Here is an 18,331-nt window from a genome sequence, read left to right on the forward strand (position 1 = left end):
GTGTTTATTTATTTAAGTTAAAATCGGCAATAAAAATTTTCCCGGATTTTTCATCAGCATAGGCTATTTTCTTTCCATTAGGAGAAATATCGGCATACATTTCAATGATGTCTTCAGAAAAAGTCAACTGTGTTTTTTTAAGCGATTGTATATAGGTTAGGAATAAATCAGAAGAAGTTATCGTATGTCCGTCATTACTTTTGTCTTCAAATGTAATTATAGCACTGCTGTCAGAAAGCCACGCAGTTACTAATCCGTTTCCTGCATATTTTCTGTTCTCGTTTCCAGTAAGATCATAAATGTATATAGACGCTCCTTCGTGTACTGCAACCATCTTGCCATTTGGTGATATTAATGGATGATAAAACTGCCCTTCTTCTTTGGTAATTGTCTGTGGTTTTCCATTTGTACCTTTTTTAACTTCGAGTTTTGTAGTCTCCAGATTTATATATACTGAAAGTTTTTCTCCAGATTTTGTTTTAGGTTCAAATTTAGTATTGTCAGGATGAATATCATTTTCAAATTTTTCATTTTTGGTTGTGATATCGATGCTCTTTACTTTTACATCTGCAAAATATCCTTGCAAGGGTTTTTCTCTAAAAATTATTTTTTTTCCATCATCAGACCAATTAGCCAGATATCCAATTCCATCTCCACTTTTTATTGATTGAATTTTATTTTTATTTTTGAGATCAACGATCAATAACTCACTATTATGATGATTCGTAATTAATATTTTATCTCCTTTAGGAGACCAGACTGGTGTGCTATATTCTCCATTTTCTGTTATAGGAGTACTATTGGATATGATCTGAGTCTGTGCGAGTTGATTAATTAGCAAGCATATGAGTATGCAGACTATTTGTTTTGTAGTTTTCATATGATGTTTGTGTTTTTATGTTAATGTTCTGATATTGATTTGTAAGGAAAAGGGCTCCGATAAGTTGTCTTATCATAGTTGTTAACCAAAAAACCTTGGAACCCTTTTACACACACATTTGCAAACTTAATTTTTGATAACTGGAATCGTTTTAGAACCAATATCACTGCTCACTTTAATAAAATACTGGCCATTTTTAATTGCAGCGAAGTAGTTACTGAGATCTATTGTGTGATTTTCAGATTCTTTAGTATGCTCTCGGAATGATTTTAATGTTCTACCTGTTATATCTATGATGGATATAGCTGTATGGGAACCTGCTGTTGATTGATAACTAAGCGTGATGTTTTTTCCATTTGTTGGATTAGGATATATTTCTACAGAATGATTTACATAAGTATCATCTTGTAGGTTTGTATTTTGACGCGTAAGCGAACTGATAGTGACATCCAGATTACCAGGAGATGACCAATTACTAGCAGCATCCCTTACTAAACTCTTGATTTTTCCATTTCTTCTTCTAATATCCTTAGTAACAGCTGATCCTGCTGAGATTGTCATTGTGTTATCAGCTCTGAATTTATAGACTTTAAGATCGTCAAATTCCATACTTGTTTTGTTTGTTCTAAGAGAAATGGTGCTGCCATTTTTGATCGTAGAAGAATCCGTCCATTTAAGAATGGATTTATTATTCTTAAATACCTCTATTACTCCAAAACCCGGACTGTATGTAATCTTATAGTTTGCCCATTTATTATCCAAAGAGACATCATCAATAGCTCTGAAGTTTAGCTGATTATTTACAGTTTCATATACTCTTACCTTGTTATCCTCTCCACTAAACCATATCAGATAGGAGTTTCCTCGTTGACTCTGATCGGGATTGTCCGCCATGATATGAATCCCAAATTTTCGTGGGCCATTAGTAGATAGTATTTTTGCAGAGAATTCATATAAATAAGGAAGTCCGGAGTTTTGAGATAAGAAAGTGTTTAGTTTTGTGTTGTCAGAAGAAGTGTTGGACTGCCTGAGATGGCCGTTATTAATCACCCAATTACCAGCACCTTTTACATATCCTGAATAAAAAATATTGAAATTGTCATTGAAGAATCCATTACCACGATTAGCATACCAATTACTGCCATACTTTTCTAATACCTGATAGAACTTACGCGTAACTCCTACATTATCATTGTCAGAAAAGTTAGCAGTAAAGTCTCCAGGCTGAGTGTTTCCGCCTATAGCAGTAATAGAAGTTGTAGGAGCTTGTGTATCAGCCTGGGATCCAAAAGTATTTTGAGAACGATAAATGTAATTTTGCCTTGGTTGTCCTGCGTCTACAAAAGATCCAGAAGTAGGAGAGTTTCCTCCTGCGGCCCTCCACTCAAAATGTATATGATCTCCAGTAGATCCTCCTGTTGTGCCCTCTAAGGCAATTACCTGTCCTTTTTGCACTGATTGCCCTTGGCTAACTAACAGGGTTTTATTGTGTGCATAATAGGTGCGTGTACCATCGCTATGTCTTATGATAACTAGTCTACCATAACCACTAGATAGACTTCCGCTAATGGCAGAAAAAGATACGGTTCCTGCGGCTGATGCGCGCACATTATCATCTCTTGACTGAGTAGTAGCAAAATCTATGGCACTATATCCGTGATGGCCGCCAGGTGTAAAAAAACCGCATTGACCGACAGGAGTATGCGATTCAGTAGGGCCAGGAGTTCCATGTCTGGATACACAGTTTTCTTTTCCAAAATCCCATGGTAGATAGTATGATAATGCGGATTTCTGGTTAATGGATATGTTTTTATTGATTGTAGAAATACTATTCCAACCTAGGATCTGAATATGGTTTCCTTCTGAAGCAATAATAGTTTTACTTTGTTTCGTTTCGATTTTATATTCATAAATAATATCTGAAACACCATGTAATCGATCTAGTTTTTTTTGAGTGGATCCAGAAAATATAAAGCGATCACGCTGAGGTGAAAGTAGCGGGGTTTTAGTATATTGAAATGGAATTACAAGCTCCTGAATATTTTTCGTTTGTAAATCATAGATAAAAATCCCTTCATGTTCTTCTGCTGCATCCAAGTATAAGGCCTCTACAAAAATTTGATTGGGATTTTTTGTCCAAGCAATAGGTTTTAGAACGATATCTTTTCGGTTTTCATTCGCTTTACTTTGTAAAGTAGTTTGCTTATTATTTTTTAGATTAACTTTCTGTAAGTTGAAAGCACCTCCGATTTGTTCCCTTTCCAGGTAAATCCATATATCTGAATCATAGGGACTCTGCAGACCTTGAAAAAAATCAAAATTAGGAGTTGTACTTACTTTATTTGAGATGTTCTGGACTTGTTGTACGATATTATCAATGCCGGTTGTGATCTGCAACGAAGCTTTTTTTTGATCTAATAAGGTAGTATTTTGATTTTTTAAATTCTGAGTGTATAATTTGTCGTCTTTTTTTATAATAAGTTCCTGAGCACTGGAGAAGGATACGCACAGTAATAAAGCGAATAAAACTTTTAGTGTAGTGTTTTTCATAATGATGAGTTTGTGTGTAGTTCATTTTATAATCCTAAGAAGTTTGATTGGTTATTAGAATTATTCTTTTCAAACTCGAAAATTAGAAACTCTATTTATGAAAAACATGGGCACATGTACTCATTTTTAATACTACTCCTTCAGGTCAATGATATACGTCTTTTAGTTTCATTGTATATTTAAAGAGTGCATTGCTACCTGTAATTTGTAGTTTTTTGCAAATATTTTGCCGATGATTTTTTATAGTTTTTTCACTTTTAAAAAGATCAAAGGCTATTTCTTTATTGGTTTTTCCTAAGGCCACTTCGTTAAGTATTTTCACCTCTGTTTTAGATAATTGATCATATGACTTATCTGAAACCCCTAGAATTGGATTCGCCTTTTCTTTCCACCAGGATTCTCTGAATACTCTACTGATATAGGGTTCGTTCTGGAATGCTCTTCCTGCACATTTCATAATGTTTTCTACTGTATCGGCTTTATAAAGAATCCATTTAATTTCTAAGTCTTTAAGTTCTTTGATTAACCATTCTTCTAAGGTAAAAGCCATAATAACGATCTTAGTTCTAGTAGCGTGTAACTTTGTGTATTTTGCTAATTCAATTCCAGAATCATTAGAATTTAAAGTAGCATCAATTATAATAAAGTCTGGTTGATTATTTACAATCACTTTTCGTAGATTTTCTAAATCACTGCTATCATCATATAATGTAAACTTTAGGTCTTTGGGAGCTTCTAACATCGCTTTGATTCCTAATCTTTTTAAGGGGTCATCATAAGCGACAACAACACTGTATTCTTTCATAGTTTTAGGGATTTGTTATGAAACATCAACAATCATCTTGGTTAGGTCGGTAGAATGTATTGTCGAGATGGTTTAATTTTGCGTTGCTATTATGAAGCTACTGAGACGGATGTTTTTGCCAAAAAGAAATCGGGATAGAAACTGTGTAGAAAAAGCCTTGGGTGTGGTTTGAGTTTTTCATTCGTGTTAAGTTTATGTGTGAACCTTATAAAGTTAAATCTAATTTCTCTTCTCTTGATATTTGTTTTGGGCTTTTCGATGTGATGTAGTCTTTTTTAGCTGAAGATAAAATCATCAGAATATTGTTTAATAATGTGTTACGTATATATCAAATCATTCAAGAAAAGCAAATGGTCTAGTGTTTTAGTAGGTTTTTAATAGTGATAATTTATAATCATCATCCATAATAAAGTAGGGTTTAACTTACTTTGTGTGTTTATGTTTTTATGCGGATAAAAGGGATTACAAGATTGTTTTAATGTATTTATACTTGTATTTTTAATTTAATAATTCTTAAAATCAAACTTTTTTAAGTGAAATAGTTTTGTTTAGTGTATGATTTATTTGAGAATATATGCTTTTTTTAAGAGGAGTAGTGTATTTACTTCTTTACAAATTCGATATCTAAAAACACGATCGTAAAGCCATAAACAATATATAAACTTTTCTAAAAACGTACAGTTTTAGTACTTTTTGGGGAACTTTTAACACCGTAATATATTGTTTGTTAGTATCTTAATGTAAAATAGAAATTATGAAAAAAGTATTACTTATTATATTGTTTTTTGTTGGTTTAACTTCCTTGTATTCCAATCTAGGTTACACTGAAGTTGATGTATTAGCTTTTACAAACGATAAAACATTTTCTTTTGAACTCGATGCCACATCTACGGAACAGTCTATTACTATATTATCCGATGTAAAGGAACCCATGTTAATTAAGATTATTGATAAATCTGGCTTCATCAGAATTCAGAAAAAATTACATCTCGATAGAGAGATTGATCTCGCTTTACTGGATGAAGGACTATACCTAATCAAAGTACACGTTGGTAACCATATGAAGGTCAAAAGATTCTATAAAGGTAATGATGGTGTAGATATTAGATGATTTTACTGTAATTCGGAAGTTTTTTTTGTTTAATAGATTGTTATTTAGTTGTATATGAATTTTATTTGAGGGAGAAAATAGATTTTTTTAATAAAATTTATTATTTTAGAAACAAATAAGGCTACCCCATGTCCAGAATAATTGGATATGGGGTTGTTTTGTTTTATGATGACTATGTAGAATAGAATACAAGTAACTAATTAAATCAATAAATATGATAATTAAAACAATTATTAATCAACGGATCTTATTTTTTATATTGTTCATTAGTTCCGTTTTATATACAATGAGAACTGAAGCGCAAGTAGATCTAGATAATGGCCTAATGGCATACTTTCCTTTTAATGGAAATGCAAGTGACGAAAGTTCTAATACTAATAATGGTACAGTAAATGGAGCCACTTTGACCAATGATAGGTTTGGTGTTTCTAATAGTGCATATAATTTTGATGGCAACGATTATATTTCCATAATCGATGATGCATCAATACAACCAGTTAATTTTACTATTTCTATTTGGTGTAGGTTTGATAGTTCCGGTGGTCTACAACTTTTACTAGATAAACATTTGGTATCTAATGATTTAGACTCATACGAAGTATGGTTTCAAAATAGTCAAATATGGGGTACTATAGGTAACCAAACCGGTTTCGGACCGTTTATTTCCTCTGGTTTCATTCCTGATACCCAAAATTGGGACCATGTTGTGTATGTTTTTGATGATGATAATAATACCCAAAAAATATTTGTGAATTCCGTTTTGGAAGAAGAATCATCAGTTAATATTTCTATTGGATATGATAATGAACCTCTTCTTATTGGAGCCAGTAATGACCAACAGAATCCTAAATTCTTTTTTAATGGGGATTTAGATGATATAAGAATTTATAACAGAGTTTTATCAGAAAATGAAATTACTGAGCTTTTTAATGAATCTTCTACTCTTGGGATAACAGATGTGGTGAGGCTAGATACTGATTTTATCTTATTTCCTTCTCCGGCGGGAGATATCATAAATTTTGAATCTCGTGGTTTGGTTAAGAGTATTTCTTTTAGTTCGATAAATGGTATACTATTAAAGGAACTTTCCATAAACGATAATAAAGGTGATCTAAGAATTTCGGATTTACAAACAGGTACTTATATAATATCGATAAAATATGATAACAATGAATTTCAAAATAAATTATTTATTAAAAAATAAGAAGGTTTAGTAAACCAATGACCGTAAGTAAAACTTTTGCTTTAGTAGTTGGAATATTCTTGTTTTTCTTCAGAATACTATTCATAATGGTGCATTCATTGGCCAATTCAATATTATTTGTTTATTTCTGGGTCAATTCTATTTATATTAGGAATTGTTTTAATTTCGCTTAATAGTGGGTTATAGGAAAGATGATGATTTAGGGAAGAAAAAGGTTTGATTAATTGGCCGTAATCCTCTAGATAAAAAAATCCCGCTAATTGGCGGGATTAAAGTGGAGTCGGAGGGATTCGAACCCTCGTCCAAACAAGTAATACAATAGCTTTCTACACGCTTAGTTTTTGTTTAGATTTTCGTGGGATTGCCGGCCAAAAACCGCCAACGCACCCCTTATTCTCAATTAATTTCAAAACTATATCAAGATCCTATAGTTTCTAGGTTTACTTTTACGATACTCAAAACCAAACGCCATAAACCAAGGCTTTTGAAGAGTATCCTGCTTGTCTACCTTGTAGACCGAGGCATTATCCTACTAAAATTCAGATTATGCAGCTAGGGCGTAGTTATTCTCGCCGTTTAAAAAAGGTGAAATATGATATTTACGAGCTATATCCCAGCGCTCGACGTGCTTACCACTCTATTAATCTCGCTGTCAAAACCAGTCGACCCCAGTATTAATTACGAATGAAGAATTGCAAATTTATATTATTAAAACATATAAAAAACTGAACTCTTCACTCAAAATGGATGGCAAAGATAATCATATTTGTCATATCTTAGCCGCGCTTTTACATAAACAAAATATATACCAAAACTATATGATTACATTCGGAATTATCAAAGAGCGTAAAAACCCGCCAGATCGTCGGGTAGTATTCTCACCAAATGGTCTTAGTGACACTGTGTCTAAATTTCCAGAGGCTTCTTTTAAGATAGAAAGTTCTGATATTAGAGTTTTTAGTGATGCGGATTATACGACCGAAGGTTTCGAAATTACGAATGATCTTTCTGATTGTGATGTTTTGTTAGGAGTAAAAGAAGTTCCAATTGATGCTTTGATTCCGAATAAAAAATACTTTTTCTTTTCGCATACTATTAAAAAACAACCTTATAATAGAAAGTTGCTTAATGCGATTCTGGATAAAAACATCGAATTTTATGATCACGAGGTGATTATTAATGAAAAAGGATTTAGGCTTATAGGTTTTGGTCGATATGCCGGTATCGTTGGTGCATATAATGGTTTTAGAGCGCTAGGTCTTAAAAATGATAGTTTTCAGCTTCCGAAAGCGGAAAGCTTGCCTGATCAAAAGACATTAGAATTAGAGTTATCCAAGATCAATTTACCAAATAAGAAGATCGTGCTTACTGGAAAAGGTAAGGTAGGTAGTGGTGCTAAAGAAATTTTGGATGCTATGAAGATCAAAGAAGTCTCTGTTGATGATTATCTAACGACAACCTTTAATGAACCAGTCTATACGCAGATTGATGTTTTGGATTATAATAAACGAAAAGACGGTCGAGTGATTGATAAAAAAGATTTTTATATTAATCCACAAGAATATAATAGTGATTTTATGAAATTTGCCAAAGTCAGTGATATGTATATTGCAGGTCACTTTTTTGGAGATGGAGCGCCTTTTATTTATACCAGAGAAGATGCAAAATCGGCGGACTTCAATATTAGTGTGGTAGCAGATGTTTCTTGTGATATTGATGGTCCTGTTGCAACAACAATTAGACCCTCTACTATTGCGGATCCTATTTATGGGTATCATCCGGGTAGAGAGGAAGAAGTAGATTTTAAAGATCCGGAGGCAGTAGTAGTAATGGCGGTAGATAATTTGCCTTGTGAATTACCTAAGGATGCAAGCGAAGGTTTTGGAGATATGTTTTTAGAACACGTGATCCCTGCATTTTTTAATAATGATGTAGATGGAGTTTTAGAACGTGCAAGAATGACACAAGATGGTAAATTAACAACTAGATATGCCTATTTGCAGGATTATGTGGATGGAAAAGAATAGTTTTGTACAATACAAATTATATTAGAAAATGACGACTCAGGAACTTGTTGATCAAATATGGAAAAAGAAATCCTTTTTATGTGTAGGTTTGGATGTGGATTTAACTAAAATCCCTAAGCATTTATTAAAAGAGGAAGATCCAATTTTTGAGTTCAATAAAAAAATCATTGATGCTACGCACCATCTAGCGGTGGGGTATAAACCTAATATTGCTTTTTATGAAGCGTATGGACTAAAAGGATGGAAATCCTTAGAAAAAACGATCCAGTATTTAAATACCAATTACCCAGAAGTTTTTACAATTGCGGATGCAAAACGAGGAGATATTGGTAATACAAGCGCAATGTATGCCAAAGCTTTTTTTGAAGATCTGGAGTTTGATTCGATAACCGTGGCTCCTTATATGGGTAAGGATTCTATAGAACCGTTTTTAGAATTCCAGGAAAAACATACTATTATGTTAGCACTTACTTCTAATCAAGGTGCTTTTGATTTCCAAACTAAAAATGTTGATGGAAGAGAATTATATAAACAGGTATTAGAAACCTCTAAAGGCTGGAAGAATTCTGAGAACTTAATGTATGTAGTAGGAGCTACTAAAGCAGAATATCTGGCAGATATCAGAAAGATTATTCCGGATAGTTTTTTACTGGTGCCTGGAGTCGGCGCTCAAGGAGGAAATCTACAAGATGTATGTAAATATGGAATTAATGATCAGATTGGATTATTAATCAATTCATCCAGAGGAATTATATATGCTTCAAACGGATTAGATTTTGATATAGTTGCTGGAGAAAAAGCCAAAGAGCTTCAGCAACAAATGGAAGAAATATTAGAGGATAAAAAATAAAAAAGGAAACTGAATGTATACTCAATTTCCTTTTTCTTTTAAATCAACAACTTCGAGAAAATAACTTTCGTTTATGAGGATTTAAAAAATTAACGTCTATTGGCTCTAAATACTTGTTTTGCGTATCCCACAAGTCCATATGTGATAAAAAATACAACAAGTGATAAAAACCCATAGAAAATAATGTTAAGTAATACTGAATCCATAGCCCCAAGATTTTAAAATTAATATTTTTTCCTACAAGATAAGTATTTTTTGTAGGAGCTCCTAATTTTAAATGCTTAATTATTAGCGGTTTATGATTTATTTATGATTAACGCAGAACTTGATAAGTAGGTTAAGGAAAAAAGTATGATGTATACAGATCAATTAGGTAGAGCGATAAAAGTGTCAGTAACTCCTATGAGGATTGTATCGTTGGTTCCTTCACAGACTGAACTTCTGGTTACTTTAGGTTTGTCTGATGCTATAGTTGGTGTAACTAAATTTTGTGTGCATCCGGATGCAATAAGAAAAGAAAAGAAGATAGTAGGAGGAACTAAGAATATTCATTTGGATAAAATTCGTGAATTGAATCCTGATATTATTTTGTGTAATAAAGAGGAAAACACAAAAGAGATTGTAGAAATATTAGAAAAACAGTATCCGGTTCACGTTTCAGATATAAGTACTGTAGAAGAGTCTTTAGAATTGATTGATCAATATGGCGAGATTTTTAAGAAGGCTGACCAGGCTGCAATACTAATTTCTGAAATTAGATCAGAGTTGAAGAGTTTTTTAGAATTTGTAAAGGATAAACCGCAAAAAAAAATAGCTTATTTTATTTGGCGTAAGCCCTGGATGGTAACAGGTAAAGGAACATTTATTCACCATTTGTTAGAGGTCAATGGATTTATAAATATGTTTGGAACTCAGAATCGTTATCCAGAAATTTCCGAAGAACAATTATCAAAGTTAAAAGATCTTGATCTTGTCTTGTTATCATCAGAACCGTTTCCTTTTTCTGAAGAGCATAAGAATGAAGTATTAAAAATGCTTCCGGATACGAAGGTAATTTTAGTAGATGGAGAGTATTTTTCTTGGTATGGATCAAGACTAGCGCAAGCTTTTAGGTATTTTCGAACGCTTCATTAGAATAAATATGTTGAACAATACATTAATTACTGTTAACGCTACATCTGGCGAACAATAAGTTAGTATCTTTACACAGCAAGATACGTTATGCTTAACTACTCGATATATCGCCATCCAGAGAATACTAACTGGGTAACTTTTGTTCACGGAGCAGGAGGTAGTTCTTCTATTTGGTTTAAACAGGTTAGGGAATTTAGAAGGCATTATAATGTGCTGTTACTAGATCTCCGAGGTCATGGGAAATCTAAACTAGCTTTTAAGGATGCATTTAATTTTAAATATACATTTGACTTTATTACCGACGATATTGTCGAGGTGATTGATAAAGAAAATATCGCTAAATCCCATTTTGTAGGAATTTCACTTGGTACAATATTAATCAGAAATTTAGCAGAGAAACATCCAACAAGAGTGCAAAGTATGATTATGGGTGGTGCTATTATGAAATTAAACCTAAGATCTCAAGTATTGATGAAGTTAGGTGTTGTTTTTAAGTCAGTAGTTCCATATATGTTTCTATATAAGCTTTTCGCTTTTATTATTATGCCAAAAAAGAACCATAAACAGTCTAGGCTACTATTTGCTAATGAGGCTAAAAAACTATATCAAAAAGAGTTTATTAGATGGTTTAGGCTAACGTCAGAAATTAATCCTCTATTACGTTTTTTTAGAGATAAGGATATTAAGATACCGACACTATACGTTATGGGAGAAGAAGATTATTTGTTTTTACCATCTATAGAAAAAATAGTATCCATCCATGAGTTTTCCAATCTTTTCGTAGTTAAGAATTCAGGGCATGTAGTTAATGTAGAACAGCCAGAAGTTTTTAATAAAGAATCACTTTCGTTTTTAAATGAATTTTCCGTTTAAAGACGTTTAAGAACAATGTTCTATTTTTTTAATTTCGGTCAAAATTTTATTTGCTTCCTCGTGTAAAAGATCGCTTTTTTCTTTATTCTTAATAGCAAGATTATACGCACTTTTCATTAATCTGCAATATCGCTTTTGTAGTTTTTGAAGATCAGTTTTGTCTTTAGACCAATAAAACATTTTACGTTCTTTTTGTACAAAAGTATTAGATGTAATTTAATTAGATTCTTAAGAGGTAGTTAAGGTTATCTAATAGTATACTAAAAAGGGTAGTATGATTTTCTCATACTACCCTTTTATAGTTTTTAATTAAATGATATTATTTTCTAGTATCCGTCGTTTTGTGGTAAAAGGTTCGGATTTACGTTTATTTCTCTTTGTGGAATTGGTAGGACTAATCTACTATCATCAAAAGGTAAAGTCGCAATAGGGATTTCTAATCTTTTAAAATCGTGTAGTTTATGTCCCTCAAAAGCTAATTCTTTTAATCTCTCCAAAATGATATCTACATATGTTAAATCAGTTAATAGAAAAGCATTCGATCTAAATCGCACTGTATTAACATCGTTTATAGGATCTGTTCCTATTGCTGTACCTAGAATAAAATTAGACTCAGCACGGATAAGATGCATTTCTGGCAACCTGAGGAATGGGATGTTTGCATTACCAAAAATCCATTTGAATGATGCAATACCGGATCCTGTTTCGTTATCGATATAAAAATAACCCGCTCTCGAATCATTAAAATCATCAAAAATCCCGAAAAAAGCGTCTTCGATCGATATATCAGGGTTTCCTGGTCTTCCTCCGAATCTGTCGGTAGCCCAAAATGTATTCATACTGTTAGCTCCATCTGAATCTGTTACTTGCCAAGCAAAAATATCTTCCGTAGAGTTATCATCATTGTTGTAGGCATCATCAAGTGAACTTGTTAATAAGAATCTTCCCGATTGTATTACTTCATTAGATAAGTCTCTTGCAGCTTCATAATTACCAATTTGTAATTGTATTCTAGCCAATAAAGCTTTGGCTGCGTTGCTAGAAGCAAAAACACCATTGGTGTCAGGTAATAGTACAATTGCATCTTCTAAATCATTGATAATAAAATCATACACTTCACCAATCGTATTTCTAGATGGATAAGTGACATCATCTAATGTAATTACTGGAGTTCTGATAATAGGAACACCAGGCTCTCCATCATTGATTCTATTATTATTATGTTTAGAGAAAAAACGTAATAAATCAAAATAAGTAAGAGCTCTTAAAAATTTGGCTTGACCTTCTACAGAGTTTTTACTATCAAGGTTTTCAAAAACGTCTAGATTATCAAGAACTATGTTTGCTTGATTACTGATGTTATATCCGTTTAACCATAAATTAGCCACGAAGGTGTTATTTGTGTTAATCACCTTAGTGTTAAACTCACCAGGATCAGAAAATGTACCATTCCATTTCAGTTCTTGATCGTTAGCTAATAGTTCCGCGATTGTATAAATCTGACCACCATAACTTGCCGCTTGTCCAGCTTGAGCATATGCTCCAACAAGGATGTTAGTCACTTTTGCTGGTGTATCAAAAGCATCCTCAGTAGTTAATGCTTGATTTGGGTCAATGTCTAACTGATTCTCACAACTTACGGAGATTATCGAAAGAGTGAATACTATTATTATTTTTATATATGTTTTCATTTTTTTTACTTTAAGATTTTAATATTAAATTTTAAAAATCGAATTTTTAGAATTCAATATTTATTCCTAGTGTATATGTTTTTGCAGGAGGAGCCGAGTAAAAGGAAGTACCAGTTCTCACTCCAGAATTCCCATTAAAATCTGCTGTAGATTCTGGATCGTATCCTTCATAATCAGTAATCGTTAATAGGTTAAGACCGCTAAAATAAAATCTTACTTTTTCCATATAAAACTTTTTAGAGTACGTAGGGTTGATTGTGTATCCTAAAGTAATATTTCTTAGTCTTATAAAATCTGCTTCTTCTAGGTAACGGGTAGAATCTGCTTGACCATTCTCTTGATTTAACCTTGCTTGAGGCACATCCGTTATATCTCCAGGATTTTGCCATCTATCTAGTTGATCTACAGTTTGATTGTCAAAGAATTTACCATTTCCGGAAGTAAATTTACCTGCTTGATCAAAAATTGAAGCTCCAAACTCTCCTTGAAAAATGAATTGAAAATCTAAGCCTTTTATTTTTAAAGTATTTGTAAATCCAATTTGATAATCAGGAAAAGGGTCTCCAGTAACAATTCTGTTAGCTTTAGAAATACTATTCGTTAATGTTTTATCTAATGAACCGTCTGCGTTTACGGTATTGGTATAGAATAACGCATCTCCATTAGCTGAATCAACACCTGCATATTCATATAGGTAAAAAGAAGAAACCGCTTCACCTTTTCTTATAATATTCACACCATCTATAATATCTCCACTTGGAAGATCAGTGATTTCATTGTCGTTTTTAGTAAATAATGCTCCTACATTCCAGGTAAGTGATGGTTTAGAAATAATTCTTGCATTAATACTTAATTCAAATCCTTTATTTACTATTTCACCTATATTTCTAACAACTGATGTAAAACCAGATGTACCAGGTAGCGGTTGGTTAAATAACAAGTCATTAGTGGTTTTGTTATAATAATCGAATTCTCCTGAAATAGTATTGTTGAATAACCCAAAATCTACTCCTAAGTCATATTGAGTAGTTTTTTCCCAACGTAATTCGTTATCTCCTAATTGAATTGGTGATACTCCAAGTCGTTCATCATAGGTTGTTACTCCATAAAGATCTTTGCTAGCAAAGTTTCCTATTTCTGCATTTCCTGTAATACCCCAACTACCTCTTAGTTTAAACTTGTTTAGGAAATTAGAATTAACTAAAAATCTTTCATTACTAACTACCCAAGCTGCTGATGCTGCTGGGAACCAACCAAATTGTGAATCTTCACCGAATCTAGAAGAACCATCACGACGAATACTTAGGTTGAAAAGGTATTTTTCTGCTATAGAAAAACGTGACCTCGCAAAGTATGATAAAAAGTTATACTTAGTTTTATTAGATCCTCCATTTGTGATTAAAACTGCATTGTCTAATGTTTGTAAATCATCTGATGGAAATCCTTGTCCAATAGTAAATTGACTTTTACGATTAGTTTCCTCAAAACTTCCACCCAGAGTGGCTGAAAAGTCTACAGATTCTCCAAAAGTTCGCTTATAACTTAGGTAATTGGTAAAAATGTAACGTTCTGTAATAGCATTACTAACTGTACCAACGCCTCCTGCAGATGCGAATTCGGTTAAACTTCCTGAGAATCTTTCAGCATTTTGGTTATTAGCATCATATCCAATTTCAGATTTATATTGTAGATAATCATTTAAATAAAAATCACCATAAATGTTTGCTGTAGTTCTCCAAATATCTGTAACAAATCTTCCTGTTTGTTCTTGTCCAAGAAAGTTTTGAAACAACGTTGAATTACCATCTACATTAGCTGTTCCGTCTTCTAATAACGCTGGTGTTAATGGAGATTGAGCTATAGATTGAAGCGGAGAGATAAAAGCATTATCATTAGATAATCGATCGATGGTTACCTTAGATAGATTAATATTTACCCCAACTGTAGATTTTTCTGTAATATCAGCATCTACTTTACCTCTTAAAGTGTAGCGATCTAACTCATTTCCTAAGATGATACCTTCAGTTTTGTTATACGAAGTAGAAAGGAAGTATTTTATTTTTTCACCTCCTCCAGATGCGGATAGGTCTATATCTTGAGTAATACCTTCTACTAATGCTAAGTCCTGCCAATCGGTATCTACTTCATTATTTCTCCAATCACGACCTAATGATAATTGATCAAATTGTGTTTCGATCTCAGTTAAAGAAAGACCACTGTTTAGTACAGCCTCCGTATAAAGTTCTACATATTCTTCAGAGTTCAAAAATTCTCTTTTATTCGTAGCAAAGTTCCATCCCGATGCTGTGTTTAAAGTAACCTTTGTTTTTCCTGCTTTTCCCTTTTTTGTGGTGATGATAATAACACCATTTGTTCCTCTGGCACCATAGATAGCCGCTGAAGAAGCATCTTTCAGAAAATCGATAGAATCAATATCGTTAGGGTTAAGACCAATTAATGGATTGATAGGGGAGTTGTTTATAGATTCGTCGTCATTAATTAAGGGCACTCCATCTAATACGTACAAGGGTTCCTGAGATGCTCCAATGGTAGAAATACCTCTAATCCTAACTTTAATTCCAGATTCTACTCTTCCAGAAAGTTGGGTAATTTGTACTCCAGTTACTTTACTAGTCATTAATGACTGAATACCAGGAGTATTGATATCTGCTATATCATTAGCTCGAATACTAGATATACTAGCAGTTATTTCTTTTTTAGAAGAACTACCATATCCAATCAAGACTATTTGGTCTAGACCTTCAACATTGTCTTTCAGTGTAATATTTATTACTGTTGATCCGGTAATAACAATTTCTTTTGTTTCAAAACCAACGTAAGAAAATATTAAAGTATCGCCAGAGTTAGCTTCGATAGAATAGTTTCCGTCAAAATCTGTTTGAACTCCATTATTGGTGTTTTTTACCAGAATGTTTGTTCCCGGAAGTGGGATTCCTGATTGGTCAATAACCGTACCTGTTATTGTTTTCTCTTGAGCTTCAATAACTCCAGAGCATAGAAGCATAAGCATAGCTATGCTAAGTTTGATTAAGTTTTTCATTGAGGGCGTTTTTTAAATCGGGCGCAAAATTACGTTAATCCCGTAAGAAAAACACCCCTACATCAGAATAACCTATTAGAAATGATAGGTTTTTATTGAGAATATCGAAACTTATTCAAGAGGCAAATTTCCTTATTCTTAGTGAATATGGAAATTGTTTGTTATTCTAATAGCAAAACAGATAAAAGTGTGAGTTTATGTGAAAAATTAAAAAATCGTTAAAATTAGTATTTGATTCGATAAAAAGTAGGCGCTGTACGTTTATTCTTTCGTGTATTATTTCCCGTCCTGTAGGGCAAAAACCTTGCGTAATAAATCAGTGGTTCTAGAACTAAGTTTAGTCCTAATTTCTCCTTCTTCTACTGCGATCATAGTATATACTCCATTTAAAGCCTCACTAGTTACATAGTCAGTAAGATCTGGATTAACGTTGCTGGTAAAAGGAATAGCGTTGTATTTATTAATGATATTTGACCAAACACGATCAGCCCCTACCTTAGATAACGAGTTTTTAATAACTGGATTAAATTTAGAATAAAGAGCTGTCTTGGTAGTTCCTTGTAGATACTCTGTTGCTGCATTATTATTACCTAGTAAGATCTGTTTAGCGTCATTAAATGTTATTTGCTTTACTGCATTTACAAAAATGGGTGTAGCTTCTTTTACTGCATCTTCAGCTGCTCTATTAAGAACTTTAAGTCCTTCATCCGCTAGATTATCAAGCCCGATATCTCTTAATGACTTATCTACTTTACGTAATTCATCTGGTAATACAATTTTTACCAATTCATTTCTAAAAAAACCATCTTTTTGAGTAAGTTTTGTTACTTGTTTATCGATCCCTTTATCTAATGCTTGTCTAAGACCATTACCAATATCAATATTACTAAGTCCTATTGTCCCAGTCGTTTCCTGAGGAAGACTCTCAATTACTTGTTGAAGTTCTGCGCAACTTGATAGTTGAAATATAACTAGTACTAAAAAAATTCTTTTCATAATTTCTTATTAGATTTGAGATGATAATGATTTAATATGAATTCAAAGTTAATTTTTTTCATACTATCTATCTTAATCATTTCCTGTAAAAATAGAGAAGATGTATTTTAATTATGAAAAAATAACTGTTTTATTATTATAGACTAATACTTTTCTTTCTACATGATGCTTTATGGCTCTAGATAGTACTATTTTTTCCAGGTCACGGCCTTTCAGAATAAAATCATGTACATTATGAATATGAGAAACACGTACAATTTCTTGTTCTATGATCGGTCCTTCATCAAGGTCAGAAGTAACATAATGACTGGTTGCACCAATTATTTTTACACCTCGCTCATATGCAGAATGATATGGTTTTGCACCTGGAAAAGCTGGCAAGAACGAATGATGGATGTTGATAATTTTATTAGGAAACTGATCCACAAAATTTTCAGAAAGAATTTGCATATACCTTGCTAAAACGATGAAATCTATGTTATGTTCTTTCAATAATGCTATTTGTTCGGCTTCGGCACTTTCTTTATTAGATTTATTGACAGGTATGTGCTTAAATGGAATATTAAAATTATCCGCAATCGATTTTAAATCCAGATGATTACTAATAATAATTGGAATTTTCACCTGAAGTTCTCCTGAAGCATGTCTACCTAGGATGTCGTATAAACAATGATCATACTTAGAAACAAAAAGCGCCATTCTTGCCTTTTTTTCAGCATTATACATTTCCCAATGCATATTATAATTATCGGCAACGACTTTGTTAAAAGATTCTTTAAACAGTGCTAGTTTTTCTTCGTCTTGGTCAAACTCGCATTCTAACCTCATAAAAAATTCACCTAACTCTCTATCCACGTGCTGTTCGATATACACAGTGTTTCCTTTTTTAGCTAAAATAAAATTGGTCACCGTGGCTATGATTCCTTTTTTATCCAAACAGTTGATGAGTACCGTTGTTTTTTTCATAGGTTAATCAGATTTTGGGTTCTACCTTCTGGATATAAACTTACTATATAAGAAGGTAAATATTGTAATAATTTCTTACAAAGATGAAATGGATTGTTCGTTTTTAAATAATCTAAAGCGTAAGCTCGATTTTTCTAAATTATTTATAAAAAATAAAGGCTGATTTTATTAATAATCAGCCTT

Annotated in this window: 14 protein-coding genes and 1 other RNA gene; 6 read left to right on the forward strand and 9 right to left on the reverse strand. The window is 32.6% G+C overall.

The annotated features are described in order from the left end of the window. Positions 1–4: 4 nt before the first annotated feature. The 3 genes from D1818_RS21140 to D1818_RS21150 all read right to left on the reverse strand — a co-directional run bounded on the left by D1818_RS21140 (position 5) and on the right by D1818_RS21150 (position 4,235). The gene (locus D1818_RS21140) at positions 5–880 is read right to left on the reverse strand and encodes a PD40 domain-containing protein (RefSeq protein WP_118463987.1); all 876 of its coding nucleotides are present in this window, start codon (positions 878–880) and stop codon (positions 5–7) included. Positions 881–1,006: 126 nt separating this feature from the next. Continuing rightward, the gene (locus D1818_RS21145) at positions 1,007–3,430 is read right to left on the reverse strand and encodes a peptidoglycan DD-metalloendopeptidase family protein (protein ID WP_118461558.1); all 2,424 of its coding nucleotides are present in this window, start codon (positions 3,428–3,430) and stop codon (positions 1,007–1,009) included. A gap of 145 nt (positions 3,431–3,575) precedes the next feature. Beyond that, positions 3,576–4,235, reverse strand: coding sequence for a response regulator transcription factor (locus D1818_RS21150; protein ID WP_118461560.1), 660 nt, complete (start codon positions 4,233–4,235; stop codon positions 3,576–3,578). 754 nt (positions 4,236–4,989) lie between these two features. Here D1818_RS21150 and D1818_RS21155 point away from each other — a divergent pair. Together D1818_RS21155 and D1818_RS21160 are read left to right on the forward strand one after the other, a co-directional pair. Further along, the gene (locus tag D1818_RS21155; protein ID WP_118461562.1) at positions 4,990–5,346 is read left to right on the forward strand and encodes a T9SS type A sorting domain-containing protein; all 357 of its coding nucleotides are present in this window, start codon (positions 4,990–4,992) and stop codon (positions 5,344–5,346) included. A 286-nt stretch (positions 5,347–5,632) separates the two neighbouring features. Then, entirely contained in the window at positions 5,633–6,550 is a 918-nt protein-coding gene (locus D1818_RS21160) for a LamG-like jellyroll fold domain-containing protein (protein ID WP_162897294.1), read from the forward strand. 272 nt (positions 6,551–6,822) lie between these two features. Here D1818_RS21160 and ssrA read toward each other — a convergent pair. Further along, positions 6,823–7,220, reverse strand: a transfer-messenger RNA (tmRNA) gene (ssrA, locus tag D1818_RS21165). Positions 7,221–7,371: 151 nt separating this feature from the next. On the opposite strand from ssrA, the gene D1818_RS21170 reads away from it, so the two are divergent. The 4 genes from D1818_RS21170 to D1818_RS21185 all read left to right on the forward strand — a co-directional run bounded on the left by D1818_RS21170 (position 7,372) and on the right by D1818_RS21185 (position 11,434). After that, positions 7,372–8,577, forward strand: a complete 1,206-nt coding sequence (locus D1818_RS21170; RefSeq protein WP_118463990.1) for an NAD(P)-dependent oxidoreductase — start codon at positions 7,372–7,374, stop codon at positions 8,575–8,577. Positions 8,578–8,605: 28 nt separating this feature from the next. Next, entirely contained in the window at positions 8,606–9,427 is an 822-nt protein-coding gene (gene pyrF, locus D1818_RS21175) for an orotidine-5'-phosphate decarboxylase (protein WP_118461566.1), read from the forward strand. Positions 9,428–9,778: 351 nt separating this feature from the next. Beyond that, on the forward strand, positions 9,779–10,561 hold the full coding sequence (locus tag D1818_RS21180; protein ID WP_118461569.1) for an ABC transporter substrate-binding protein: 783 nt from the start codon (positions 9,779–9,781) through the stop codon (positions 10,559–10,561). Between the two features lie 87 nt (positions 10,562–10,648). Continuing rightward, positions 10,649–11,434 (forward strand): alpha/beta fold hydrolase, encoded by a 786-nt coding sequence (locus D1818_RS21185; RefSeq protein WP_118461571.1) that lies wholly within the window; start codon positions 10,649–10,651, stop codon positions 11,432–11,434. A gap of 6 nt (positions 11,435–11,440) precedes the next feature. Here D1818_RS21185 and D1818_RS25960 read toward each other — a convergent pair whose 3' ends face one another. The 5 genes from D1818_RS25960 to purU all read right to left on the reverse strand — a co-directional run bounded on the left by D1818_RS25960 (position 11,441) and on the right by purU (position 18,148). Then, complete coding sequence (locus D1818_RS25960) at positions 11,441–11,614, reverse strand: Lacal_2735 family protein (protein ID WP_118461573.1); 174 nt, start codon at positions 11,612–11,614, stop codon at positions 11,441–11,443. A 146-nt stretch (positions 11,615–11,760) separates the two neighbouring features. Next, positions 11,761–13,125: a RagB/SusD family nutrient uptake outer membrane protein gene (locus tag D1818_RS21195; RefSeq protein ID WP_118461575.1), complete on the reverse strand. Its 1,365-nt coding sequence runs from the start codon at positions 13,123–13,125 to the stop codon at positions 11,761–11,763. Positions 13,126–13,171: 46 nt separating this feature from the next. Continuing rightward, a complete protein-coding gene (locus D1818_RS21200) occupies positions 13,172–16,186 on the reverse strand; it encodes a TonB-dependent receptor (RefSeq protein ID WP_118461577.1) in 3,015 nt (1,004 codons plus the stop codon). A gap of 276 nt (positions 16,187–16,462) precedes the next feature. Further along, the gene (locus D1818_RS21205) at positions 16,463–17,182 is read right to left on the reverse strand and encodes a DUF4197 domain-containing protein (RefSeq protein ID WP_118461579.1); all 720 of its coding nucleotides are present in this window, start codon (positions 17,180–17,182) and stop codon (positions 16,463–16,465) included. A 111-nt stretch (positions 17,183–17,293) separates the two neighbouring features. After that, positions 17,294–18,148 (reverse strand): formyltetrahydrofolate deformylase, encoded by an 855-nt coding sequence (gene purU / locus D1818_RS21210; protein WP_118461581.1) that lies wholly within the window; start codon positions 18,146–18,148, stop codon positions 17,294–17,296. Positions 18,149–18,331 lie beyond the last annotated feature (183 nt).

Source organism: Aquimarina sp. BL5, assembly GCF_003443675.1.
In the GTDB taxonomy this organism is placed as follows: domain Bacteria; phylum Bacteroidota; class Bacteroidia; order Flavobacteriales; family Flavobacteriaceae; genus Aquimarina.

Coding starts and splice junctions, on each gene's coding strand:
- D1818_RS21140 (WP_118463987.1), bottom strand. CDS start 880: ATGAAAACTACAAAACAAATAGTCTGCATACTCATATGCTTGCTAATT.
- D1818_RS21145 (WP_118461558.1), bottom strand. CDS start 3,430: ATGAAAAACACTACACTAAAAGTTTTATTCGCTTTATTACTGTGCGTA.
- D1818_RS21150 (WP_118461560.1), bottom strand. CDS start 4,235: ATGAAAGAATACAGTGTTGTTGTCGCTTATGATGACCCCTTAAAAAGA.
- D1818_RS21155 (WP_118461562.1), top strand. CDS start 4,990: ATGAAAAAAGTATTACTTATTATATTGTTTTTTGTTGGTTTAACTTCC.
- D1818_RS21160 (WP_162897294.1), top strand. CDS start 5,633: ATGAGAACTGAAGCGCAAGTAGATCTAGATAATGGCCTAATGGCATAC.
- pyrF (WP_118461566.1), top strand. CDS start 8,606: ATGACGACTCAGGAACTTGTTGATCAAATATGGAAAAAGAAATCCTTT.
- D1818_RS21180 (WP_118461569.1), top strand. CDS start 9,779: ATGATGTATACAGATCAATTAGGTAGAGCGATAAAAGTGTCAGTAACT.
- D1818_RS21185 (WP_118461571.1), top strand. CDS start 10,649: ATGCTTAACTACTCGATATATCGCCATCCAGAGAATACTAACTGGGTA.
- D1818_RS25960 (WP_118461573.1), bottom strand. CDS start 11,614: ATGTTTTATTGGTCTAAAGACAAAACTGATCTTCAAAAACTACAAAAG.
- D1818_RS21195 (WP_118461575.1), bottom strand. CDS start 13,125: ATGAAAACATATATAAAAATAATAATAGTATTCACTCTTTCGATAATC.
- D1818_RS21200 (WP_118461577.1), bottom strand. CDS start 16,186: ATGAAAAACTTAATCAAACTTAGCATAGCTATGCTTATGCTTCTATGC.
- D1818_RS21205 (WP_118461579.1), bottom strand. CDS start 17,182: ATGAAAAGAATTTTTTTAGTACTAGTTATATTTCAACTATCAAGTTGC.
- purU (WP_118461581.1), bottom strand. CDS start 18,148: ATGAAAAAAACAACGGTACTCATCAACTGTTTGGATAAAAAAGGAATC.